The following is an 18,558-nucleotide window of genomic DNA, read 5'->3' as shown; positions in this document are numbered from 1 at the left end:
CGGGCGGCGAAATCGTTCCGCTTTGAGCGGGTTCGCCGTCTTGCCGTATTGTCGGCCCAGATCGCTGACGACTCCGGCCGCCATGCCGGTCCGGGCTCCATGCACGCCGCGCAAGTCCTGACGGAGCCCTGCCCGTTTCCGATGGCATCAGCACGCCATGCGGCTCGACCGTCTTCGGGAAAATCCCGTGCCCAGGCTGTCCCCGCGCCGCGGATTTGCCGGCACAATCGATTGTTCCCTTGTCCATTCTTTCCCTCGCATGGAACTGCGCCAACTCCGCTATTTCGTCCGCGTCGCCGAACTCGGCAGCATCGGCCGCGCCGCGCGCGAATTGAACGTGGTGGCCTCGGCGCTCAGCCAGCAGATCAGTCGGCTGGAAACCGAGCTCGCCACCCGCCTGCTGATGCGCACCCACACCGGCGTGGTGCCGACGGCGGCCGGCGCGGCCTTTCTGCGCCAGGCGCAATTGACGCTGCGGCATGCCGAGAGCGCCGTCGCCGCGGCGCGCGAGGCGCGCCTGTCGGGCACGGTCAGCGTGGGTTTCGCGCCGGCCACCGCCTACATGCTGGCCCGTCCCTACTATGCCGCCATGGCCGAGCGGCACCCCAACGTGCGGCTGCACCTGGTCGAGGGGCTGTCGGGCAGCCTGGCCGACCAGCTCAATGCGCGGCGGCTGGACCTGGCCGTGCTGTTCCAGAACGACGCGGGCAACAGCCACAACGCCATTCCCATCCTGGACGAGCGTCTGTTCCTGCTGGCCCGGCGCGGCCTGCTGCTGGCCCGGCGCGGCCTGCTCGACCTGCCCGACGGCCAGCCGGTCACGATGGCGCAGCTCGCCCTGCTGCCCCTGGCCTTGACCAGCAAGGCGCATGGCATGCGCGCCTGGGTGCAGGCGGCTTTCGAGCGGGCGGGGCGGGAGCCCTGGATCGCGGTGGAGGTGGACGGGCTCACGACACTCATGGACCTGGTGAAATCCAACGCCATGGCCACGATCCAGCCCGGCGGCACGGTGGCGCGCGCCGACCGCGAACTGCTCTCCGCCCATCCCATCGACGACCCTTTCCTGTTCCGCCGCAGCACCGTCCGGTGCGTGAACGAAGACGAGCTCTCTCCCGCGGCGCTGGCCGCCCGCGCGGTGCTGACGGACGTCATGCGCGGCCTCGTGCGGCAAGGCGGCTGGCCCGGAGCCACCCTTCTCGAATCGTGATGCCCCCATGCCGCGGCGCTGGGTAGGCGCTCGCCGGGTGCGCCGATAGAGTCTGTCCCATCGCCGCCTGTTGCGGCGGCCTTCTTTCCGATCCGCGATGACGACAGAGACTCCGCGCCCCGGCGCCCTGCGCATTCCCTCCATGCGCCCGCACTGCTCCCCGGAAGAATGGGAGGCCAGGGTAAACCTGGCCGCCTGTTACCGCCTGGTCGAGCTCTACGGCATGTCCGATATGATGGCCAACCACATCTCGGCGCGCGTGCCCGGCGAGCAGAATGCGTTTCTCATCAATGCCTACGGCATGATGTACGAGGAAATCACCGCTTCCAGCCTCATCAAGGTGGACCTGGACGGCAACATTCTCGCCAAGCCCGACTTCGGCCCGCTGGATTACGGCATCAACAAGGCCGGTTACGTGATCCACAGCGCCATCCACGGCGCGCGCCACGACGTGGACTGCGTGATCCACACGCACAGCTGGGCCTCGATGGCCGTGTCGTCCCTGGCCTGCGGCCTGCTGCCGCTCACGCAGACGGCGATGCGCTTCCTGAAGATCGGCTATCACGATTACCAGGGCGTGGTGCTGGACACCGCGGAACAAGCCTCCCTCATCGCCGACCTGGGCGAGGGCGAGGCGCTCATCCTGCGCAACCACGGCGCCCTGACCGTCGGGCGGACGGTGGGCGAGGCCTTCAACTGGATGCACCGCCTGGAGCTCGCCTGCCGCGCGCAACTGGCCGCCCAGGCCGCCGGCGCGGCGCTGCAGCCCGTGCCGCAGGCCGTGCTCGAGGCCACCTGGAACAACTATCAGCCCAACACGCGCCGCCCCTACGGCGTGATGGAGTGGCCTGCCCTGCTGCGCAAGCTGGACCGCCTGGACCCCGGCTTTCGCGACTGATCCGCCGCGCCCGCCGCGGCGGACCCGAGCGGCGCGACGACGCCGCCCATCCATAACAAAACGCATGGAGGAGACGAACATGCACCACCCGAGAACCTGGCTCGCCGGCATCGCGCTGGCTGCGGCCTGTAGCAGCCCCGCCGCCATGGCGGCCGGCTATCCCGCCGGCCCGGTCAAGGTCGTAGTGGCCTTTTCGGCCGGCGGCACCACCGATACGCTCACCCGCGGCGTCAGCAACCTGCTGGCAAAGAAACTGGGCCAGCCCTTCGTGGTGGAGAACAAGCCGGGCGCCGGCGGCAACATCGGCACCGAGTACGTAGTGCGCGCCGACCCGGACGGCCAGACGCTGATCGTCAATTCGGTGGGGCCCATCGCGGTGAACCCCTCGCTCATGAAGCTGAACTACGACCCGCTCACGGATCTCGTTCCCATCGTGCAGCTCGCCACGGTGCCCAACGTGCTGGTGGTGCCGCCTTCCTCGCCCGCCCGGGATTTCAAGGGCTTTCTGGAATGGATCAAGGCCAAGCCCCATCCCACCTACTGCTCCACGGGCGTGGGCACGTCTTCGCACCTGTCCAGCTACATGCTCATGGACCAGCTCGGGGTGGAGGCGACCCACGTGCCCTACAAGGGCGCCGACGCGGTCAACGACCTGCTGGCCGGGCGCATCGACTTCATGTTCGCCACCCTGCCCTCGGTCATCGGCCAGATCCGCGCCGGCAAGCTGCGCGCGCTGGCCGTGAGCACCGCGCAGCACTCGGCCACGCTGCCGGAGCTGCCCACGGTCGCGGAATCGGGCTACCCCGGCTTCGACGCGGGTTCCTGGTTCGGCTTCTTCGCGCCCAAGGGCACGCCGGCCGAGATCGTGCAGACGCTGAACCGGGAAGTCAACGCGGCCATGCCCGCGCTGAAAACCCAAATGCTCAACGAGGGCGCCGAGCCGGTGGGCGGCACGCCCGCGCAGTTCGCCACGTTCATCCGGCAGGAGCACGCCAAATGGGCCGGGCTGGTGAAGAAATTCGATGCGACCGCCAACTGAGTCCCCGCGCGTCCTCTGCTCGCCGGCCGAAGCGCCCCTGCTGCGCGCCGCCATCGCGCAGGCGGGCGGCCCGCCCTGCGTGCTGCTGCACCCGGAGGACGGCGCGGATTTCGACGCGGCCTTCGTCTCGCGCGACATTACCGGCCGCTCGACCAAGTTCGAGATCCTGCCGGACACGCGCGTGTACTACGACGCCCTGCTGCGGGCACCCGGCCTGCGCTGGGCGCACATCCACTCGTCGGGCGCCGACCGCGACATTTATCTGCAACTGATGGCGCGCGGCGTCACGCTGACCACCTCGCAGGGCGCCACCGACGCGGTGGTCGCCCAGACGGCGCTGGCCGGCATTCTCGCGCTTGCGCGCCGGCTGCCCTATCTGGCCCGCGCGCAGGCCGACCATGCGTGGCGCCCGCTGCTGGAGGCGGAACTGCCCCGCGACCTGGCGGGCCAACACGCCGTGATCGTGGGCTGGGGCGGCATCGGGCAGCGCATCGGGCAATGGCTGATCTCGCTCGGCCTGACGCTGGACGTGGTCCGCCACTCGGACGCGCGTGCGCCCGAAGCCCGTCGCAGCGCCGCCTACCGGGACCTGCCCGCGCTGCTGCCCGATGCCGACTGGCTCGTCCTGGCCTGCCCGCTCACGGACGCCACGCGGGGGCTGGCGGGCGCCGCCGCGCTGGACGCCCTGCCCGCGCGCGCCTGCGTGGTCAACGTGGCGCGCGGGCACGTCATCGACGAGAACGCCCTCGCGCAGCGCCTGGCCGCCAAACGGCTGGCCGGCGCCTTCCTCGACGTATTCCAGCACGAACCCCTGCCCGCCGGTTCGCCGTTCTGGGACCTGGAGAACGTTATCGTCACCCCGCACAGCGCCGCGTTCTCGGACGGCAACGCCGCCCGCGTGCGCGCCCTGTTCGCGCGCAATCTCGCGCGATACGCGGCCGGGGAGCCCCTGCTGAACGTGGCGCGGACCCAGGGCTTTCGCGGCGGCGGACGCCCTGCCATGCCGCCCAGCCTGTAAAGTGAAGCTCCCGTCTTGCACAACCGAAGAGGAGCAAACCATGGCAAGAATTCCCTACGCCGAGCTGGACAGCGAGCAGGCGCGGCCGCTGGTCGAGCGCATCGTCGAGGAACGCGGCAGCGTGCTGCACCTGTACCAGATGCTGCTGCACAGCCCGCCCATCGCGGAAGGCTGGCTCAACTACCTGACGGCGGTGCGCCAGAAGGCCAGCCTGCCGGGCGCGATCCGCGAACTGGTCATCGTGCGCGTGGCGCAGCTCAACGGCGCCCAGTACGAAGCCGACCAGCACATCCCGATCGCGCTGAAAGAAGGCGTCAGCCAGGCGCAGATCGACGAGCTCGGCAACTGGCAGGCATCGAGCCGGTTCAGCGAAGCGGAAAAGCGCGTGCTCGCGCTCACGGACGAGATGACGCGCAACGTGCGCGTGGACAAGTCGCTGATGGAAAGCCTGGCGCGGGACTTCAATCGCCAGGAATTGGTCGAGCTGGTGGCCACCGTGGCGGCCTACAACATGGTGTCGCGCTTCCTGGAAGCGTTCGGCATCCACAGCGACGACGCCCGTTGAGCGGGCGGGCGGCCTGCCTTCATTCGGCGGATTGCCGCCGCAGTTCCTCCCGGTATTCGTCGCTGTGCAGCCGGCGCAGGTAATCGGCATAGGCCGCCCGATACTCCGGGCTGTAGATGTCGGGGCTGCTGTCGCCGCGCCAGAATTTGTCCAGGCCAGCCCGCCGCCAGACGGCCAGGTCGGCCTTCACTTCGGCGCGCGTGACGCGGTTGCCCTGGCCGTTGTCCTGCGCCGCCCCGCCCGGCGCGGCGTGGGCCGCGGCCCCTGCGAGAGACATGGCAATCAATGCGGCAATGGCGGTTTTCTTCATGATTCTTCTCCTTCGAACGCGCGGGCACGGCCGGTTGCATCGAACGTGGCCGGGGCCCGACGAAGCAAGTTTGCGCGGAGTTCGTCTTTGGATAAACCGCCGGGCTGGAAAATAGCATTCCAGAAATCGACGCAACGGCGCGGTCAGCGGCCCAGCCGCGCGAAACGTTCGGTCAGGAAGTCCACGAAGCTGCGCACGCGCGGCAGCATCTGGTGGCGGCGGTGATAGACGGCATAGATGTCGGCTTCTGGTGTGGCGTATTGCGGCAGCACCTGCACCAGCCTGCCGCTGCGCAGATAGCGCTCGATGTCCCACTCGGCGCGCATGATGATGCCCAGCCCTTCCAGCGCCCAGCTCACGGCGATCTCGCCGTCGTTGGTGGTGAGGTTGCCGCGCACGTGCACGGCCTGGGGCCGCGCGGCGCCCGCCTGCGCCAGGCGCCACACGCCGTAGGCGTCGCTGCCCTGCCGGATGCCGATGCAGTTGTGGCGCGCGAGGTCGGCCGGCGTGCGCGGCTCGCCATGCGCGCGCAGATACCGGGGCGAAGCGCACAGCAGCCGGCGGTTGGGCGCGAGGAAGCGGCCCACGATGCGCGCCTCGGGCGGAGAGCCGAAGCGCACGCAGACGTCGAAGGCGTCTTCGGCCAGAGGCGGAGGATCGGCCGAAAGCTGCAACTGCACGTCCACCCCGGGATGGCGCTTGATGTACTCGGAGATGACCGGCGCCACGTGCATGCGGCCGAAGCCCAGCGTGGCGTTGACGCGCAGCAGCCCGCTGGGCCGCCCGCCGGCCGCGCCGATGAGATGCTGCAGGGCCTCGATTTCGCCAAGAATGCGGCGCGCGTGCTCCAGCAGCAGTTCGCCTTCGGGCGTGAGCGAGGCGCGGCGCGTGGTGCGCACCATGAGCGGCACGCCCAGGCGCGCCTCCATCTGCGCCAGCCGCTTGCTGACGGCGGCGGTGGACACGCCGAGGTCGCGGCCGGCCGCGCTCAGGCTTGCGGCCGTGGCCACTGCCGCGAAGAAGCCCAGCTCGGAGGGCTGCAAGCCTGTTTTTCCGGTCATTCCGGTTTCAACCTTGAGTTAATCATGCTTCAACTTTAATCGCGTCCACGGCAGCCGTCCACGCGCAAGAATGACCTCTTGCCCGCCCGCCGCGCGGGCCGCCGATGAAAGCAGGAGCTACCCCATGAAGACGTATCGCATCGCCACCATTCCCGGAGACGGCATAGGCAAGGAGGTCGTGCCGGCCGGCAGGGAGGTCATGCAGGCCCTGGCCGAGGGCTCGGATTTCCGTTTCCAGTTCGAGGATTTCGATTGGGGCGGCGACTACTACCGCCGCCACGGCCGCATGATGCCGGACGACGGCCTGGACGCGCTGCGCGGGCAGGACGCTATTCTGTTCGGCTCCGCCGGCGACCCCGGCATTCCCGATCACATCACGCTGTGGGGACTGCGGCTGAAGATCTGCCAGGGCCTGGACCAGTACGCCAACGTGCGCCCCACGCGCATCCTGCCGGGCATCGACGCCCCGCTCAAGCGCTGCGCGCCGGGCGACCTGGACTGGGTCATCGTGCGCGAGAACTCCGAAGGCGAATACGCCGGGGTGGGCGGCCGCGTGCACCAGGGGCTGCCGATCGAGGCGGCCACCGACGTGTCCATGATGACGCGCGCCGGCGTCGAGCGCATCCTGCGTTTTGCCTTCCGCCTGGCCGGGTCGCGGCCCCGCCGCCATCTCACCGTCGTCACCAAGTCCAATGCCCAGCGCCACGCCATGGTGATGTGGGACGAGATCGCCGCGGAGATCGCGCGCGAGTTTCCCGACGTGAGCTGGGACAAGGAGCTGGTCGACGCCGCCACCGCCCGCATGGTCAACCGCCCCTCGTCGCTGGACACGATCGTGGCCACCAACCTGCACGCCGACATCCTGAGCGATCTGGCGGCGGCGCTGGCCGGCAGCCTGGGCATCGCCCCCACGGGCAATATCGATCCGGAACGGCGCGGCCCGTCCATGTTCGAGCCCATCCACGGCTCGGCGTTCGACATCATGGGCAAGGGCCTGGCCAACCCCATCGGCACGTTCTGGTCGGTGGCGATGCTGCTGGAACACCTGGGCGAGACGGCGGCCGCCGCGCGGCTGATGCGGGCCATCGAAGCCGTGACCGCCGACCCCGCCCTGCACACGCGCGATCTGGGCGGGCAGGCGACGACCGCGGAGGTCACGCAGGCTGTGCGCGAGCGCCTGCCGGCGCCGCAGACCGCCGGTGCGCCGGCCGCCTGAGCGCCGGCCGCCTGAGCGCCGGCCGCCGGTGCGCCGGCCGCCCGTATGCATCGGACCGGCGCGGCGCGCGGACGCAGATCCGCCGCCGCGCCCGGCAGGACCACCCGAGGAGGAGAACTCATGAACGTGCCCGCATTCCGCCAGGCCCCGCCTGCGCCCTCGCCGCGCCGCCGGCGCCTTTCCCTGCTCCTGGCCGCCCTCGGCGCCCTGGCCAGCGCTCCCGCGCTGCATGCGGCCGAAGCCGCCTGGCCCGTCCGGGCCATCACGCTCGTCGTGCCGTTCCCGTCGGGCGGCACCACCGACGTGCTGGCGCGCGCCCTGGGCGAGCAGCTTTCGCAGCGCGTGGGACAGCCCGTGGTGGTGGAGAACCGCCCGGGCGCGGGCGCCACCATCGGCGCGGACTATGTGGCCAAGGCGCGGCCCGACGGCTATACGCTGTTGATGGGCGCCGTGCATCACACCATCGCCACCAGCGTGTACCCGTCGCTGTCGTACGATTTCCAGAAAGACCTGGCGGCGGTCAGCCCGCTGGCCATGGTGCCCAATGTGCTGGTGGTCAACCCCGCCCAGGCGCCGGCCACGAGCGTGGCCGGCCTCGTGAAACAGGCGCGCAAGTCGGCCCAGCCCCTGGCCTACGGTTCCAATGGCTACGGCACCGGCCAGCACCTGATCGGCACGCAGTTCCAGGCCGCGGCGGGCATCACGCTGCTGCACGTGCCGTACAAGGGCAGCGGCCCGCTTACCACCGACCTGCTGGGCGGGCAGGTGGCCATGTCCTTCGACACGGTGACGACGGTGCTGCCCTACATCCAGTCGGGCAAGCTGCGGGCCCTGGCCGTCACCACGGCCCAGCGCTCGGCCGCGCTGCCGGACGTGCCCACCCTGGCGGAATCGGGCCTGAAGGACTTCGACATGGGCACGTGGTTCGGCGTGCTCGCGCCGGCCGCCACGCCCCGGCCCGTTATCGAACGGCTGAACCGCGAAATCTCCGCCATCGTCGGCCAGCCGGATTTCCGCGAGCGCCTGCTGGCGGCGGGCGCCGAACCCATGAGCGCCACGCCGCAGGCGTTCGCCCAGCGCATCGACGCCGACACCCGCCGCTTCGCCACGCTGGTCAAGGAAAACGGCATCAAGGTGGAGTGACGCCGGGCGCGGCGCGGCTTTCCAGGCCGGCAAGATAGTCCAGCAACAGCCGCGCCGCCATGCGCCTGGCCGCGGAGATGTACCTGCAACAGGCGCAGGCCAAGGCGCGGCACATTCCCTGCAAGGGCGTCGGCCCCATGATGGCCGACCTGATCGGCGGGCAGGTGGATTTCGGCGTGTTGTCCCTGCCTTCCGTGCTGCCGCAGATCAAGAGCGGCGCGCTCAAGGCCCTGGGGGCTGCCCGGGTACGAAGTCGGCGGCGGGTTCGTCGCCGCGGGGCCGGCGAAACTGCCGGCCGCCGAGGTGGAACGCGTCTACCAGGCGCTGCGCCGCGCCTTCAACGCCGCCGAGGTCCGGCAGGCCATGGCCACGCAGGGCAAGCAGATCGTGCTCATGCCCCCGCGCGAAACCGTGGCGTACTTCCGCTCGGAAATGGACAAGTACGCCGCGATCGTCAGGCAGGCGGGCATCGAGCCCGTGCAGCAGGCCGCCCGGAAGGAAGCCGCCTACTCGTAGCGCTTGCCGGCTTGCAGCAGTTCGGGCGTGCCGATCAGCGCGTTCAGGCCATCGAAGTCCAGCATGCGCTCGCGCCAGGGCGCGGTGGTTCCGTGGCGGCGCAGGCTGCCATAGTAGGCCTGCAGCGCATGCGCCACGGCGCGCGAGGCGCCGCCGGGAAAGATCACGATGCGAAACCCGCGTCCGGCCAGGGCCTGCGCGCTTTCCACCGGCGTCTGGCCGCCCTCGACCATATTGGCCAGCAGCGGAATGCGACCGGCAAAGCGCGCGCAGGCCGCGTCCAGCTGTTCCGGCGTGCGCAGCGCCTCGATGAACAGCGCATCCACGCCGCATTCCAGGTACTGTTCGGCGCGGTCCAGCGCGGCGTCCAGTCCTTCCGCCGCCAGCGCGTCGGTGCGCGCGAGCACCAGCATCTCGTCGCGCGCGTCCAGCGCCGCGCGCAGCTTGCCGCACATCTCGGAAGGCGGCACCACCGTCTTGCCGGACAGGTGCCCGCAGCGCTTGGGAAACCCCTGGTCTTCGAGCTGGATCATGGCGGCGCCGGCGCGCTCGAAGCCGCGCACCGTGCGCTGCACGTTCAGCGCGTTGCCGAAACCCGTGTCGCCGTCGGCGATGATGGGCACGTCCACGCGCTCGGCAATGCGGGCCAGCGTGTCCGCCACCTCGCTGTAGGTGGTGAGCCCCACGTCGGAGCGGCCCAGGCGCGAATACGCGATGGACGCGCCGGACAGGTACAGCGCATCGAAACCGGCCTGCCCGGCGATGAGCGCCGACAGCGCGTCGTAGACGCCCGGGGCCAGCACGGTCTGCCCGGCGTCCAGCCGGCGCTTCAGCGTAGATATGGTCATCATGCCCTCACAGGATGACGCGCCAGGCTGCCGTCGGCGAGCCTGCGCTTCAGGAGATTCATCAGTCCGCCGGCGCGCACCATATCCAGCAGGAAGCCCGGCACTTCGGCGCACGGCAGCGCCTCGCCGCCGGCGCGCAGCACCTGGCGCGCGGCCAGGTCCAGGGAGACGCGCTCGCCTTCCCCGATCTCGTCGGCGCGCTCGCAGGTGACGAGCAGCAAGCCCACGTTGAAGGCGTTGCGGAAGTACAGGCCGTTGAAACTCGGCGCGATCACGGCCTGCACGCCCAGGTGCACGAGCGCCGCGGCCGCCTGTTCGCGCGAAGAGCCGATGCCGAAGTTGCGTCCGGCCACCAGCACGTCGCCCGGCCGCACGGCGGCGGCGAACTCCGGGCGCACGCCCTGCAGGCAATGCCGCGCGATCTCCTCTATGCCGAATTTCATGTAGGCGCCCGGCGCCAGCTGGTCGGTGTCGATATCGGCGCCGACGCGCCAGACCCGGTGTTGTGTCGGTTGGGCGCTCATGCCAGCACCTCGCGGGGGTCGGTGATGCGCGCCGTGAGGGCGGCCGCGGCCACGGAATACGGCGAGGCCAGGAAGACCCGCGCCGTCTGCGCGCCCATGCGGCCCTTGAAATTGCGCGCGGTGGTGGAAATGACGTTGACGCCTTCGGGAATGGAGCCGCCGTACCCGGAGCAGGCGCCGCACGACGTGGGCAGCACCTGCGCGCCCGCGGCGGCCAGCGCGTCCATGATGCCTTCTTCCTGCGCGCGCCGCTGGTCGAACGCGCTGGCCGGGGCCACCATCAGCGTGACGCCGGCGGCGATGCGCCTGCCGCGCAGCACCTCGGCGGCCGCGCGCAGGTCTTCCAGCTTGGCGCCCGTGCAGGCGCCGATATAGGCGGCCTGGATCGGGGTAAAGGGGTAGTCGCCCACCGGCGCGGCATTGGCCGGGCTGTGCGGGGCCGCCACCTGCGGCGCCAGCGCCGCCGCGTCGAACTCATGCCGTTCCACCTCGGCGTCCTCGTCCGTGCGCCAATGCGAAATGTCCATGCCGCGCGCGCCGGGCACGCCCGCGGCGTGCAGGTAGTCCAGCGTGACGGCGTCGGGCGCGATCAGGCCGGCCTGCGATCCGAGTTCGGCCGACATGTTGGACAGCGTCATGCGCTCCTGCATCGACAGGGCGCGCACCGCCTCGCCGCAGAACTCCACGGCCTGGTAGCGCCCGCCGTTCATGCCGAAGCGGCCGATCATGGCCAGCGCCATGTCCTTGGCGGTGACGCCGGCCTGCAGGCGTCCATTCCATTGCATGGCGATGGTGCGCGGCACCTGCACCCAGATCTCGCCGCTGGCCACCACGCCCAGCATTTCGGTGCTGCCCACGCCGAACATATAGGCCCCGAACGCGCCGCCGGTGGGCGAGTGGGAGTCGCCGCCCACGCAGAACATGCCAGGTCGGATGTGCCCGTGCTCGGGCACCACCACGTGGCAGATGCCGATGGAGTCGTACACGTGCGGCAGGGCCTGCTCCCGCGCCCATTCGCGCGCGATGCGCACGATGCGGCGCGACTCCTCGCCGGATTCCGGCACGTAGTGGTCCATGACCAGCACCACTTTGTCGCGGTCCCAGAGGCCGGTGCCCAGCGCCTCGAGCATGGGCTTGAGGCGGCGCGGGCCGCTGGAGTCGTGGAACATGGCCAGGTCCACCTTGCAGGTCAGGATCTCGCCGGCTTGCACCGAGGACCGGCCGCTGGCGGCGGCCAGCAGTTTCTGCGCCAGGGTCTGGGTAGTCATGAGAAAGGGCTCCGGTTCAGGAATGCGCGGCGGACGCCTTGGCCGGCCGCGCCTGAGCCGGCCGCGCCTGAGCCGGCCGCGCCTTGCGCCGGGCGGGCGCGGCCGTTGCCGCGCCGGAAGGCAGCCAGTCGGGCTCGCCCTGTGTGTCGTGCGCCTGCACGTCCATGCGGTATTCATAGCGGTCGGGGCGGTACAGCGCATGCAGCCACTCGACCGGACGGCCCGCGTCGTCGCGCACCAGGCGGCGCAGGCTCAGCAGCGCCGACCCCACGGGCACATCCAGCGCGGCGGCCGCCTGCGGGTCGGCCAGCGCGGCGGAAAAGCTCTGCTCGGCGCGCGCCACGCGCACGCCCAGCTCGCGGAAGATGGCAAGCAGCGGCCGGCTGTTCAGGTCTTTTTCGCGGATGCGGGCGCCGATGTCGCCCGGCACCACCGTCACCAGATACGAGAACGGCAGCCCGCCATGGCTGCGCACCCGCACCGAGCGGTGCACCAGGGCGCCGGGCTCCAGTTCCAGGTGCGCGGCCACCGCCGCCGAAGCCGGCTCGGCCTCCAGCGACAGCAGGCGCACCTGTGTCTGCATGCCCATGCTGGCGAGATGCCGCATCAGCGAATCCATGTCGGCGCTGGGCTGCGGCGCGTCGACCCAGCCCCGGTCCACGGCGAAGGTGCCCCTGCCCTGGCGCCGCTCGATCAGGCCCTCGGCTTCCAGCGCCTCCAGCGAACGCCGCATGGTCAGGCGCGACACGCCGTACTCGGCGGCCAGCGCGTTCTCGCCCGGCATGGCCGCGCCGGCGGGGAACCCGCCCGCCGTCAGGCGTTGCCTGAGCAGCAGATAGACCTGGTGATAAAGAGGCAACGGATTCCTGGACACGGACGGCTCCGGACGAGGGCGCGCGGGTCAGTCGACCGTGGCGCCGGTGAACTTGACGATTTCGGCGTAGCGCGCGATGTCCTCGCGCACAAAGTCGCCGAGCGCCTGGGGTGTGCTGCTGACGGCCGTGGCGGCCTCGCCTTCCAGCAGGCGGCGGAACTCGGGCGTGTCCACCGCCTTGCGCGCCGCGCCATTGAGCGCCGCCACCGTCTCCGGCGGCAGGCCGGCCGGGCCGAAGAGCGCGAACCAGGCATTGGACTCGAAACCCTTGATGGCATCGCCGATGGGCGGCACGCCGGGAAACTGCGGCAGCGGCTGCGGACTGGTCACGCCCAGCGGCTTGAGCGCGCCGCTCTTCATGTGCGGCAGCGCGTTGAGCGAACTGGCGAACATCATGTCCACCTGCCCGCCCAGCAGATCGGTAATGGCCGGCGAGGTGCCCTTGTAGGGCACGTTGAGGATCTCCAGGCCCGCCATCATCTTCATGCGCTCGCCCGCCATGTGCAGCGACGAACCCAGGGCGCCGATCGCCATGGTGTACTTGCTCGGATGCGCCTTCACTTCGCGCAGGAACTCCGCCATGTTCTTCGCCGGAAAATCCTTGCGCGTCACCAGCACGCTGGGCACGTTGGCCAGCATGCTGATGGGCGTGAAGTCCCTGACCGGGTCGAACGGCAGGTTGCGGTAGAGCGAAGCATTGATAGAGAAGCTCGTGAAAGTGACCAGCAGCGTGCTGCCGTCCGCCTTGCTCTTGGCCACGTAGTCCGCCGCGATGTTGCCGCCTGCGCCCGGACGGTTCTCGACCACGACCGTGCGCTTGAGATCGTGGCTCATGCGCTGGCCGATGCTGCGGGCCACGGTGTCGGTGGTGCCGCCGGGCGGCGCGCCCACCACCAGCTTGATGGCGGCTTCCTGCGCTCCGGACGGAGCGGCGAACGCGCAGGCCGCGGCGATGGCGCAGCCCATGGCCAGATGTCTGAACACAGTTGTCTCCCGATATGTTGTATTGATGTTAATACAAGTGTACCTTTGGCTGCCGCAAACGCGCAAGGCGGCCCCGCGTGCGCGACAATGCCGGCGGTTTGCCGCTCCGCGGCGGACTCCCCCATCCCCAACCCTTTATTGCCATGGCGCGCCAGCGCGCCGGAGAATCGATGACCATGGAAGCGCCCCCATCCGCAAGCCGCCGGGGCGACGGCGGCTCGGGCAACCCCGCCCCGCCGCCCGGGAAGGCGCAGGCCGAAGCCGGCGTTCCCTTCTCCGCCAGCGTGCTGCTGGGCATCGCCCAGATCCTCATCTGGGGCGGATCGTTCTTCCTGCTGTCGGTGCTGGCCGAGCCCATCCACCGCGATACGGGCTGGTCGATGACCTGGATCTACGGCGGCCTCACGGCTGGCGTGCTGGTTTCCGGCCTGCTCTCGCCGCAGGCCAATGTGTACATCGCGCGCGGGCATGGCCGCCGCGTGCTCATCCTGTCGGGCTGGATCGTGGCGGCCGGCCTGTGCGTCGTGGGCGCCGCGCCCGGCATTCCCGCGTTCATCGCGGGCTGGTGCCTGATCGGCGTAGGCATGGCCGGCGGCCTCTACGATCCGCTCTTCACCACGCTGGGCATCCGCCACGGACAGCGCGCGCGCCCGGTCATCAATGCCATTACCCTCATCGCCGGATTCGCCACCACCGTGGTCTGGCCCGCGCTGGCCTGGATGACCGGCCCGCTGGGCTGGCGCGCGACCTGCTGGGCCTATGCCGCCGTGCTGGCGCTGAGCATCGCGCCGCTTTACCTCAAGGCGCTGCCTCCGGACGCGCCCGCGGCCGCCGCGCTCCCGGCGCGCAAGCCCGCCGGCCGCGGCAGGCGGGCGCTGCCCCCGGGCATCTCCGCCGGCGACTACTGGCTGCTGTCGTTCGTGTTTTCGATTGCCGCCCTGTTGATGACGGCGGTGTCGGTGCAGATCATCGTGCTGCTGCAAGGCGCCGGGCACACGCTAGCCTCGGCCATCGCGCTCAGCGCGCTCATCGGTCCCAGCATGGTGCTGATGCGCGTGATCACGTTCTCCATAAAAAGCCTGCACCCCATCTGGATGGCCCTCGTCTCGGCCGCTTTCGTGGCGATCGGGCTGCTGCTGGTCAGCCTGGACCCGCGGGCCGCGGCGGCGGGCATCGTGTGCTACGGCATCGGCAACGGCCTGCGCGCGCTGGTGCGCGGCACGCTGCCGATCGCCCTGGTGCCGCAGTCCGCGCTGGCGCCGGTGATGGGCAGGCTGGCCCGCTCGTCCCTGCTCTGCCAGGCGCTGACGCCGCTGGCCTGCGGCTTTCTCGTCACGCACGCGGGCGCGGCGGGCACGCTGTGGATACTGACGGCGCTGGCCGCGGTCAACTTCGGCCTGACCGCCTGGCTGCACCGGCGCGTCAAGGCAGCCGCGCTGCGTTGAGGCCGCGGGTCCGCGGCCGGGCGTCTACGCCCCGCCGGGCCGCAGGCCCGGCGCATGGCGCGCGTGCTCCTTGATGAGGCGCACGAAGCGCTGCACCTGGCGGCTGGGGCGCTCGAAGCGCGAGCGCACCAGGCTCAGCGACAGCGGAATCGACTCGCGCAGCGGCCGCGTCACCACGCCCGGCCATCCCTGCTGCCCGACGGAGAACTGGTCCACGATGGCCACGCCGGCGCCCACCCGCACCAGCGCGCAGGCCAGCTCGGCCCGCACGATGTCCACGGCCGCGTTCCAGCTTACGTTGGCGCGCTGGAACGCGGCGGCCACGAGCTGGCCGAAGGGAATATTGCGGCTGTAGAGAATCAGCCGGTACGCGGCCAGCTCCGCCAGCCCCACGTCGGGCTGCGCCGCCAGCGGATGCCCCTGCGGCAGGATGCAGACCATTTCGCCCGTGGCCAGCGGCTCCACCGCCAGATTGGGATGGTCGATGGGCAGCACCGACACGGCCAGCTCCGCCTTGCGGCCCAGCAGCTCGTGCGCCATGTCGGCCAGCAGCGTGGTGTGGTACTTGAGGCGCACGTTGGGGTAGAGCTCCAGGTACTGCGCGATCACGGGCGGCACGAAATTCAGCGCCAGGCTGGGGCTGGAGCACAGCGTCAGCGCGCCCTCGGGCCGCTCGGCCAGGTCGCGCGCGAGCTCGTCGATGCGCAGGGCCTCCTCGAACAGGGGCCCCACTTCCTGGAACAGCCGGTGCGCCTCCGGCGTGGGCGTGAGCTTGCCCTTGTCGCGCTCGAACAATTGCAGGCCCAGGCTCTGCTCGGTATGGGCAATGAGGCGGCTGATGGCCGGCTGCGACACGAAGAGCAGCTTTGCCGCGCCATTCATGGAGCCGGTCAGCATGACCGCCCTGAACACTTCCATCTGCCTCAGCTTGAATCTCATGGCCAACCCGATAATCGTTTGTTATATCCCCTGCGCAACTTAGCATAACCGCTCATTCCTGCCGTTCATTAGCATTCCGTCGATGGCCTGGCGCAACTTTCAGGTCGAGTCGATAAAGGAAAAGCATGAAGATGAACATAGGTTTTATCGGCCTGGGCATGATGGGCCTGCCGATGCTCGAGAACCTCGCCGGCGGCGGGGACGGCTTCGGCATCCTGGCCTATGACCGGGATCCCGCGCGGCTGGCGCGCCTGGCGGCGCACCCCGCCTGGAACAAGACCCTGCGCCCGGCGGCGGGCCTGCAGGACCTGGCCGGGTGCGACGTGGTCATCACGATGCTGCCCGACAGCACCGTCACCAGCGCGGTGATCGAAGGCGAGCCGGGGCGGCCCGGGCTGGCGGCGCTGCTCAAGCCGGGCTCGGTGCTGCTCGACATGGGCTCGTCCAACCCCGCCGAAACGCTGCGCCTGGCGCCGCGCCTGCGGCAGGCCGGCCTTACGCTGATCGACGCCCCGGTTTCCGGCGCGGTGGCCAAGGCCGCCGCCGGCACGCTGGCCATCATGGTGGGCGCGGAAGCCGACGACCTGGAGCGCGTGCGCCCGATACTGTCCCGCATGGGCGCCTCGCTCATCCGCACCGGCGCGACGGGATCGGCGCACGCCATGAAGGCGCTCAACAACTATGTCTACGCCGCCGGGCTGCTCGCCGCCAGCGAGGCCCTGCTGATCGCCCGGCGCATGGACCTGGACCTGGACGTGTTCACCGACGTGCTCAACGCGTCCAGCGGCCGCAACGTGGCCACCGAAACCAAGCTGCGCCAGTTCATCGTGCCGGGCAGCTACAACGGCGGCTTCTCCCTCGCGCTGATGGCCAAGGACCTGCGCACCGCCAATGCGCTGCAGTCCCTGGCTGGCGTGTCCGCCGCGCAGCTGTCGCTGTGCGCCGAGCTGTGGCAGCGCGCCCGCGAGGAGATGCCGGCCGGCGCCGACAACACCGAAATCCACCGCTACCTGGAGCGGCTGAACGCTCCCGCGCCGGCCTGAGCGCCGGCGACGCCCATAACGACATCAGACAGGAGACAAGCCATGAAGCACACCGCCGCCGCGCTCAGGCTGGCGCTCGGCCTGGGCGCCGCCCTGCTGGCCGGCGCCGCCCAGGCCACGACCTACCCCGACCACCCCATCCGCATGGTGGTTCCCTTTCCGCCCGGCAGCATCACCGACGTCGTGGCCCGCAGCCTGGGCAAGGCCATGGCCGACGACCTGGGCCAGCCCGTGGTGGTGGAGAACAAGCCGGGCGCCAACGGCATCATCGGCACGCACGATGTGGCCAGGGCCAGGCCCGACGGCTACACCCTGGTGGTGGTGGGCGTTTCCACGGCGGCCAGCGGCGTGAGCCTGTTCAAAGACCTGCCTTACGATCCCGCCAAGGATCTCTCGCCCATCGGCGCGGTGGCCGAAACCCCGTACCTGCTGGTGGGCTCGCCGCGCATGCCCGGCACCAAGGTGTCCGACCTGTACGCCTACGGCGCCCGGCATCCCGGCAAGCTGACCTACGCCTACGGCTCGGGCAGCGCCCAGGTCTTCGGCGCCAAGCTCGCGGCCATGGGGCATATCGAGGTCACGCCCGTTCCCTACCGCGGCGGCCCGCAGGCGCTCACCGACGTGATCGGCGGCACCGTGGACCTCACGTTCACCGATCTCGCCAACGGCCTGCAGCAGGCCCGCGCCGGCAAGGTCAAGGCGTATGGCGTCAGCACGCCGGAGCGCTTTGCGCTCGCGCCCGACATTCCCACGCTCAACGAAACCGGCGCCCCCGGCTTCGACCTCACCGTGTGGTTCGGCCTGATGGGCCCGGCCGGCCTGCCGCAGCCGGTGCAGGACCGCCTGTCCCGCTCGCTGGACAAGGCGCTGGGCAGCGACGAGCTCAGGCAGACCTACGCGCGCCAGGGCCTCACGGTCAAGACCCAGAGCCCGGCCGAGTTCGGCGCCTTCGTGCGCGCCGAAATCGGCAAGTGGGCCGCCATCGTCAAGGAAACCGGCATCCCGCCGCAATAACCCTCTTCCCGACTCTCCCGAACCAGGAATCCCGTCCATGTCGCTGATCGATATCCGCAAGCGCTGCCTCATCGTCGAAACCACGTTCCACGAGAACGGCCCGCCCCCCGAAAAACCCCTCAGGCTCGCCGCCTCGTGCGCGGTGATCCGCAACCCCTACGCCGGCCGCTACGAGCCCGACCTGATGCCCTTCATGGCCGAGCTGCGCAGCCTGGGCACGCTGCTGGCCACCGAGCTGGTCGAAACCCTGGGCGGCAAAGAGAACATCGAGGTCTACAGCAAAGCCGCCATCGTGGGCCTGGACGGCGAGATGGAACACGGCGCGGTCTGGCACGAAGCCGGCGGCTGGGCCATGCGCAGCGTGCTGGGCGAGCCCAGGGCCATGGTGCCGGCCGTCAAGGCCGTGGCCGTGGCCGGCTACCGCATGATGGTGCCGGTGCACTACATCCATGCCTCCTACGTGCGCAGCCACTTCAACAGTATCGAAATCGGCATCCAGGACGCCCCCCGCGCCAACGAAATCCTTTTCGCGCTCGTCATGGGCACCGGAGGCCGCGTGCATTCGCGCCTGGGCGGGCTCACCAAGGAAGCGGTGTCGGTGCACGACGGACAGCGCTGAGGCCCGGCAGCGGGCCGGCTCGCTCCG

General features: G+C 70.4%; 20 protein-coding genes and 1 pseudogene. 13 read left to right on the top strand and 8 right to left on the bottom strand.

The genetic code is table 11. The annotated features are described in order from the left end of the window. The first annotated feature begins 259 nt into the window (after positions 1–259). From NGJ44_RS02650 to NGJ44_RS02630, 5 genes are all read left to right on the top strand, one after another. Complete coding sequence (locus NGJ44_RS02650) at positions 260–1,207, top strand: LysR family transcriptional regulator (RefSeq protein ID WP_251863023.1); 948 nt, start codon at positions 260–262, stop codon at positions 1,205–1,207. Between the two features lie 97 nt (positions 1,208–1,304). Then, a complete protein-coding gene (locus tag NGJ44_RS02645; protein ID WP_251863022.1) occupies positions 1,305–2,105 on the top strand; it encodes a class II aldolase/adducin family protein in 801 nt (266 codons plus the stop codon). A gap of 79 nt (positions 2,106–2,184) precedes the next feature. Next, positions 2,185–3,144, top strand: coding sequence for a Bug family tripartite tricarboxylate transporter substrate binding protein (locus tag NGJ44_RS02640; protein ID WP_251863021.1), 960 nt, complete (start codon positions 2,185–2,187; stop codon positions 3,142–3,144). Next, a complete protein-coding gene (locus tag NGJ44_RS02635) occupies positions 3,128–4,162 on the top strand; it encodes an NAD(P)-dependent oxidoreductase (protein ID WP_251863020.1) in 1,035 nt (344 codons plus the stop codon). Before NGJ44_RS02640 ends, NGJ44_RS02635 begins: the two co-directional genes overlap by 17 nt. A gap of 40 nt (positions 4,163–4,202) precedes the next feature. Then, positions 4,203–4,727, top strand: a complete 525-nt coding sequence (locus NGJ44_RS02630) for a carboxymuconolactone decarboxylase family protein (protein WP_053246428.1) — start codon at positions 4,203–4,205, stop codon at positions 4,725–4,727. 19 nt (positions 4,728–4,746) lie between these two features. Here NGJ44_RS02630 and NGJ44_RS02625 read toward each other — a convergent pair whose 3' ends face one another. Further along, complete coding sequence (locus NGJ44_RS02625; RefSeq protein ID WP_053246427.1) at positions 4,747–5,037, bottom strand: DUF4148 domain-containing protein; 291 nt, start codon at positions 5,035–5,037, stop codon at positions 4,747–4,749. A 143-nt stretch (positions 5,038–5,180) separates the two neighbouring features. Then, on the bottom strand, positions 5,181–6,098 hold the full coding sequence (locus tag NGJ44_RS02620; RefSeq protein WP_251863019.1) for a LysR family transcriptional regulator: 918 nt from the start codon (positions 6,096–6,098) through the stop codon (positions 5,181–5,183). 124 nt (positions 6,099–6,222) lie between these two features. Here NGJ44_RS02620 and NGJ44_RS02615 point away from each other — a divergent pair, with 124 nt between their 5' ends. The 4 genes and pseudogenes from NGJ44_RS02615 (at position 6,223) to NGJ44_RS23155 (ending at position 8,973) form a co-directional block, all read left to right on the top strand. Beyond that, positions 6,223–7,314, top strand: a complete 1,092-nt coding sequence (locus NGJ44_RS02615; RefSeq protein ID WP_053246426.1) for a tartrate dehydrogenase — start codon at positions 6,223–6,225, stop codon at positions 7,312–7,314. 120 nt (positions 7,315–7,434) lie between these two features. Then, positions 7,435–8,457, top strand: coding sequence for a tripartite tricarboxylate transporter substrate binding protein (locus tag NGJ44_RS02610; RefSeq protein ID WP_251863018.1), 1,023 nt, complete (start codon positions 7,435–7,437; stop codon positions 8,455–8,457). A gap of 59 nt (positions 8,458–8,516) precedes the next feature. Beyond that, positions 8,517–8,642: pseudogene (locus tag NGJ44_RS23160) on the top strand (tripartite tricarboxylate transporter substrate binding protein); the annotation flags it as partial. Between the two features lie 118 nt (positions 8,643–8,760). Continuing rightward, on the top strand, positions 8,761–8,973 hold the full coding sequence (locus NGJ44_RS23155) for a hypothetical protein (RefSeq protein ID WP_353506944.1): 213 nt from the start codon (positions 8,761–8,763) through the stop codon (positions 8,971–8,973). Here NGJ44_RS23155 and NGJ44_RS02600 read toward each other — a convergent pair. From NGJ44_RS02600 to NGJ44_RS02580, 5 genes are read right to left on the bottom strand one after another with little or no spacing between them, the layout of a single operon-like run. Next, the gene (locus NGJ44_RS02600; RefSeq protein ID WP_053246423.1) at positions 8,964–9,821 is read right to left on the bottom strand and encodes an isocitrate lyase/PEP mutase family protein; all 858 of its coding nucleotides are present in this window, start codon (positions 9,819–9,821) and stop codon (positions 8,964–8,966) included. The genes NGJ44_RS23155 and NGJ44_RS02600 overlap by 10 nt on opposite strands. Beyond that, positions 9,821–10,345, bottom strand: coding sequence for a LeuD/DmdB family oxidoreductase small subunit (locus tag NGJ44_RS02595; RefSeq protein ID WP_251863017.1), 525 nt, complete (start codon positions 10,343–10,345; stop codon positions 9,821–9,823). Before NGJ44_RS02595 ends, NGJ44_RS02600 begins: the two co-directional genes overlap by 1 nt. Then, the gene (locus tag NGJ44_RS02590; protein ID WP_251863016.1) at positions 10,342–11,613 is read right to left on the bottom strand and encodes a 3-isopropylmalate dehydratase large subunit; all 1,272 of its coding nucleotides are present in this window, start codon (positions 11,611–11,613) and stop codon (positions 10,342–10,344) included. Before NGJ44_RS02590 ends, NGJ44_RS02595 begins: the two co-directional genes overlap by 4 nt. Before the next feature lie 16 nt (positions 11,614–11,629). Next, complete coding sequence (locus NGJ44_RS02585) at positions 11,630–12,487, bottom strand: GntR family transcriptional regulator (protein ID WP_251863015.1); 858 nt, start codon at positions 12,485–12,487, stop codon at positions 11,630–11,632. 27 nt (positions 12,488–12,514) lie between these two features. Further along, positions 12,515–13,453: a Bug family tripartite tricarboxylate transporter substrate binding protein gene (locus NGJ44_RS02580; protein WP_251863071.1), complete on the bottom strand. Its 939-nt coding sequence runs from the start codon at positions 13,451–13,453 to the stop codon at positions 12,515–12,517. A 194-nt stretch (positions 13,454–13,647) separates the two neighbouring features. On the opposite strand from NGJ44_RS02580, the gene NGJ44_RS02575 reads away from it, so the two are divergent. Continuing rightward, positions 13,648–14,916: an MFS transporter gene (locus tag NGJ44_RS02575; protein ID WP_251863014.1), complete on the top strand. Its 1,269-nt coding sequence runs from the start codon at positions 13,648–13,650 to the stop codon at positions 14,914–14,916. A gap of 24 nt (positions 14,917–14,940) precedes the next feature. Here NGJ44_RS02575 and NGJ44_RS02570 read toward each other — a convergent pair whose 3' ends face one another. Further along, complete coding sequence (locus NGJ44_RS02570) at positions 14,941–15,855, bottom strand: LysR family transcriptional regulator (protein ID WP_053244331.1); 915 nt, start codon at positions 15,853–15,855, stop codon at positions 14,941–14,943. 125 nt (positions 15,856–15,980) lie between these two features. On the opposite strand from NGJ44_RS02570, the gene NGJ44_RS02565 reads away from it, so the two are divergent. From NGJ44_RS02565 to NGJ44_RS02555, 3 genes are read left to right on the top strand one after another with little or no spacing between them, the layout of a single operon-like run. Further along, positions 15,981–16,898, top strand: a complete 918-nt coding sequence (locus NGJ44_RS02565) for an NAD(P)-dependent oxidoreductase (protein ID WP_251863013.1) — start codon at positions 15,981–15,983, stop codon at positions 16,896–16,898. Positions 16,899–16,940: 42 nt separating this feature from the next. Beyond that, on the top strand, positions 16,941–17,912 hold the full coding sequence (locus tag NGJ44_RS02560; protein WP_251863012.1) for a Bug family tripartite tricarboxylate transporter substrate binding protein: 972 nt from the start codon (positions 16,941–16,943) through the stop codon (positions 17,910–17,912). A 37-nt stretch (positions 17,913–17,949) separates the two neighbouring features. Further along, the gene (locus NGJ44_RS02555) at positions 17,950–18,531 is read left to right on the top strand and encodes an amino acid synthesis family protein (protein ID WP_053244333.1); all 582 of its coding nucleotides are present in this window, start codon (positions 17,950–17,952) and stop codon (positions 18,529–18,531) included. Positions 18,532–18,558: the final 27 nt, after the last annotated feature.

Source organism: Achromobacter sp. Marseille-Q4962 (assembly GCF_943737005.1).
GTDB lineage: Bacteria > Pseudomonadota > Gammaproteobacteria > Burkholderiales > Burkholderiaceae_B > Achromobacter.
This window is presented reverse-complemented; position numbering and strand designations above follow the sequence as displayed.

Coding starts and splice junctions, on each gene's coding strand:
- NGJ44_RS02650 (WP_251863023.1), top strand. CDS start 260: ATGGAACTGCGCCAACTCCGCTATTTCGTCCGCGTCGCCGAACTCGGC.
- NGJ44_RS02645 (WP_251863022.1), top strand. CDS start 1,305: ATGACGACAGAGACTCCGCGCCCCGGCGCCCTGCGCATTCCCTCCATG.
- NGJ44_RS02640 (WP_251863021.1), top strand. CDS start 2,185: ATGCACCACCCGAGAACCTGGCTCGCCGGCATCGCGCTGGCTGCGGCC.
- NGJ44_RS02635 (WP_251863020.1), top strand. CDS start 3,128: ATGCGACCGCCAACTGAGTCCCCGCGCGTCCTCTGCTCGCCGGCCGAA.
- NGJ44_RS02630 (WP_053246428.1), top strand. CDS start 4,203: ATGGCAAGAATTCCCTACGCCGAGCTGGACAGCGAGCAGGCGCGGCCG.
- NGJ44_RS02625 (WP_053246427.1), bottom strand. CDS start 5,037: ATGAAGAAAACCGCCATTGCCGCATTGATTGCCATGTCTCTCGCAGGG.
- NGJ44_RS02620 (WP_251863019.1), bottom strand. CDS start 6,098: ATGACCGGAAAAACAGGCTTGCAGCCCTCCGAGCTGGGCTTCTTCGCG.
- NGJ44_RS02615 (WP_053246426.1), top strand. CDS start 6,223: ATGAAGACGTATCGCATCGCCACCATTCCCGGAGACGGCATAGGCAAG.
- NGJ44_RS02610 (WP_251863018.1), top strand. CDS start 7,435: ATGAACGTGCCCGCATTCCGCCAGGCCCCGCCTGCGCCCTCGCCGCGC.
- NGJ44_RS02600 (WP_053246423.1), bottom strand. CDS start 9,821: ATGACCATATCTACGCTGAAGCGCCGGCTGGACGCCGGGCAGACCGTG.
- NGJ44_RS02595 (WP_251863017.1), bottom strand. CDS start 10,345: ATGAGCGCCCAACCGACACAACACCGGGTCTGGCGCGTCGGCGCCGAT.
- NGJ44_RS02590 (WP_251863016.1), bottom strand. CDS start 11,613: ATGACTACCCAGACCCTGGCGCAGAAACTGCTGGCCGCCGCCAGCGGC.
- NGJ44_RS02580 (WP_251863071.1), bottom strand. CDS start 13,453: ATGGGCTGCGCCATCGCCGCGGCCTGCGCGTTCGCCGCTCCGTCCGGA.
- NGJ44_RS02575 (WP_251863014.1), top strand. CDS start 13,648: ATGGAAGCGCCCCCATCCGCAAGCCGCCGGGGCGACGGCGGCTCGGGC.
- NGJ44_RS02570 (WP_053244331.1), bottom strand. CDS start 15,855: ATGAGATTCAAGCTGAGGCAGATGGAAGTGTTCAGGGCGGTCATGCTG.
- NGJ44_RS02565 (WP_251863013.1), top strand. CDS start 15,981: ATGAAGATGAACATAGGTTTTATCGGCCTGGGCATGATGGGCCTGCCG.
- NGJ44_RS02560 (WP_251863012.1), top strand. CDS start 16,941: ATGAAGCACACCGCCGCCGCGCTCAGGCTGGCGCTCGGCCTGGGCGCC.
- NGJ44_RS02555 (WP_053244333.1), top strand. CDS start 17,950: ATGTCGCTGATCGATATCCGCAAGCGCTGCCTCATCGTCGAAACCACG.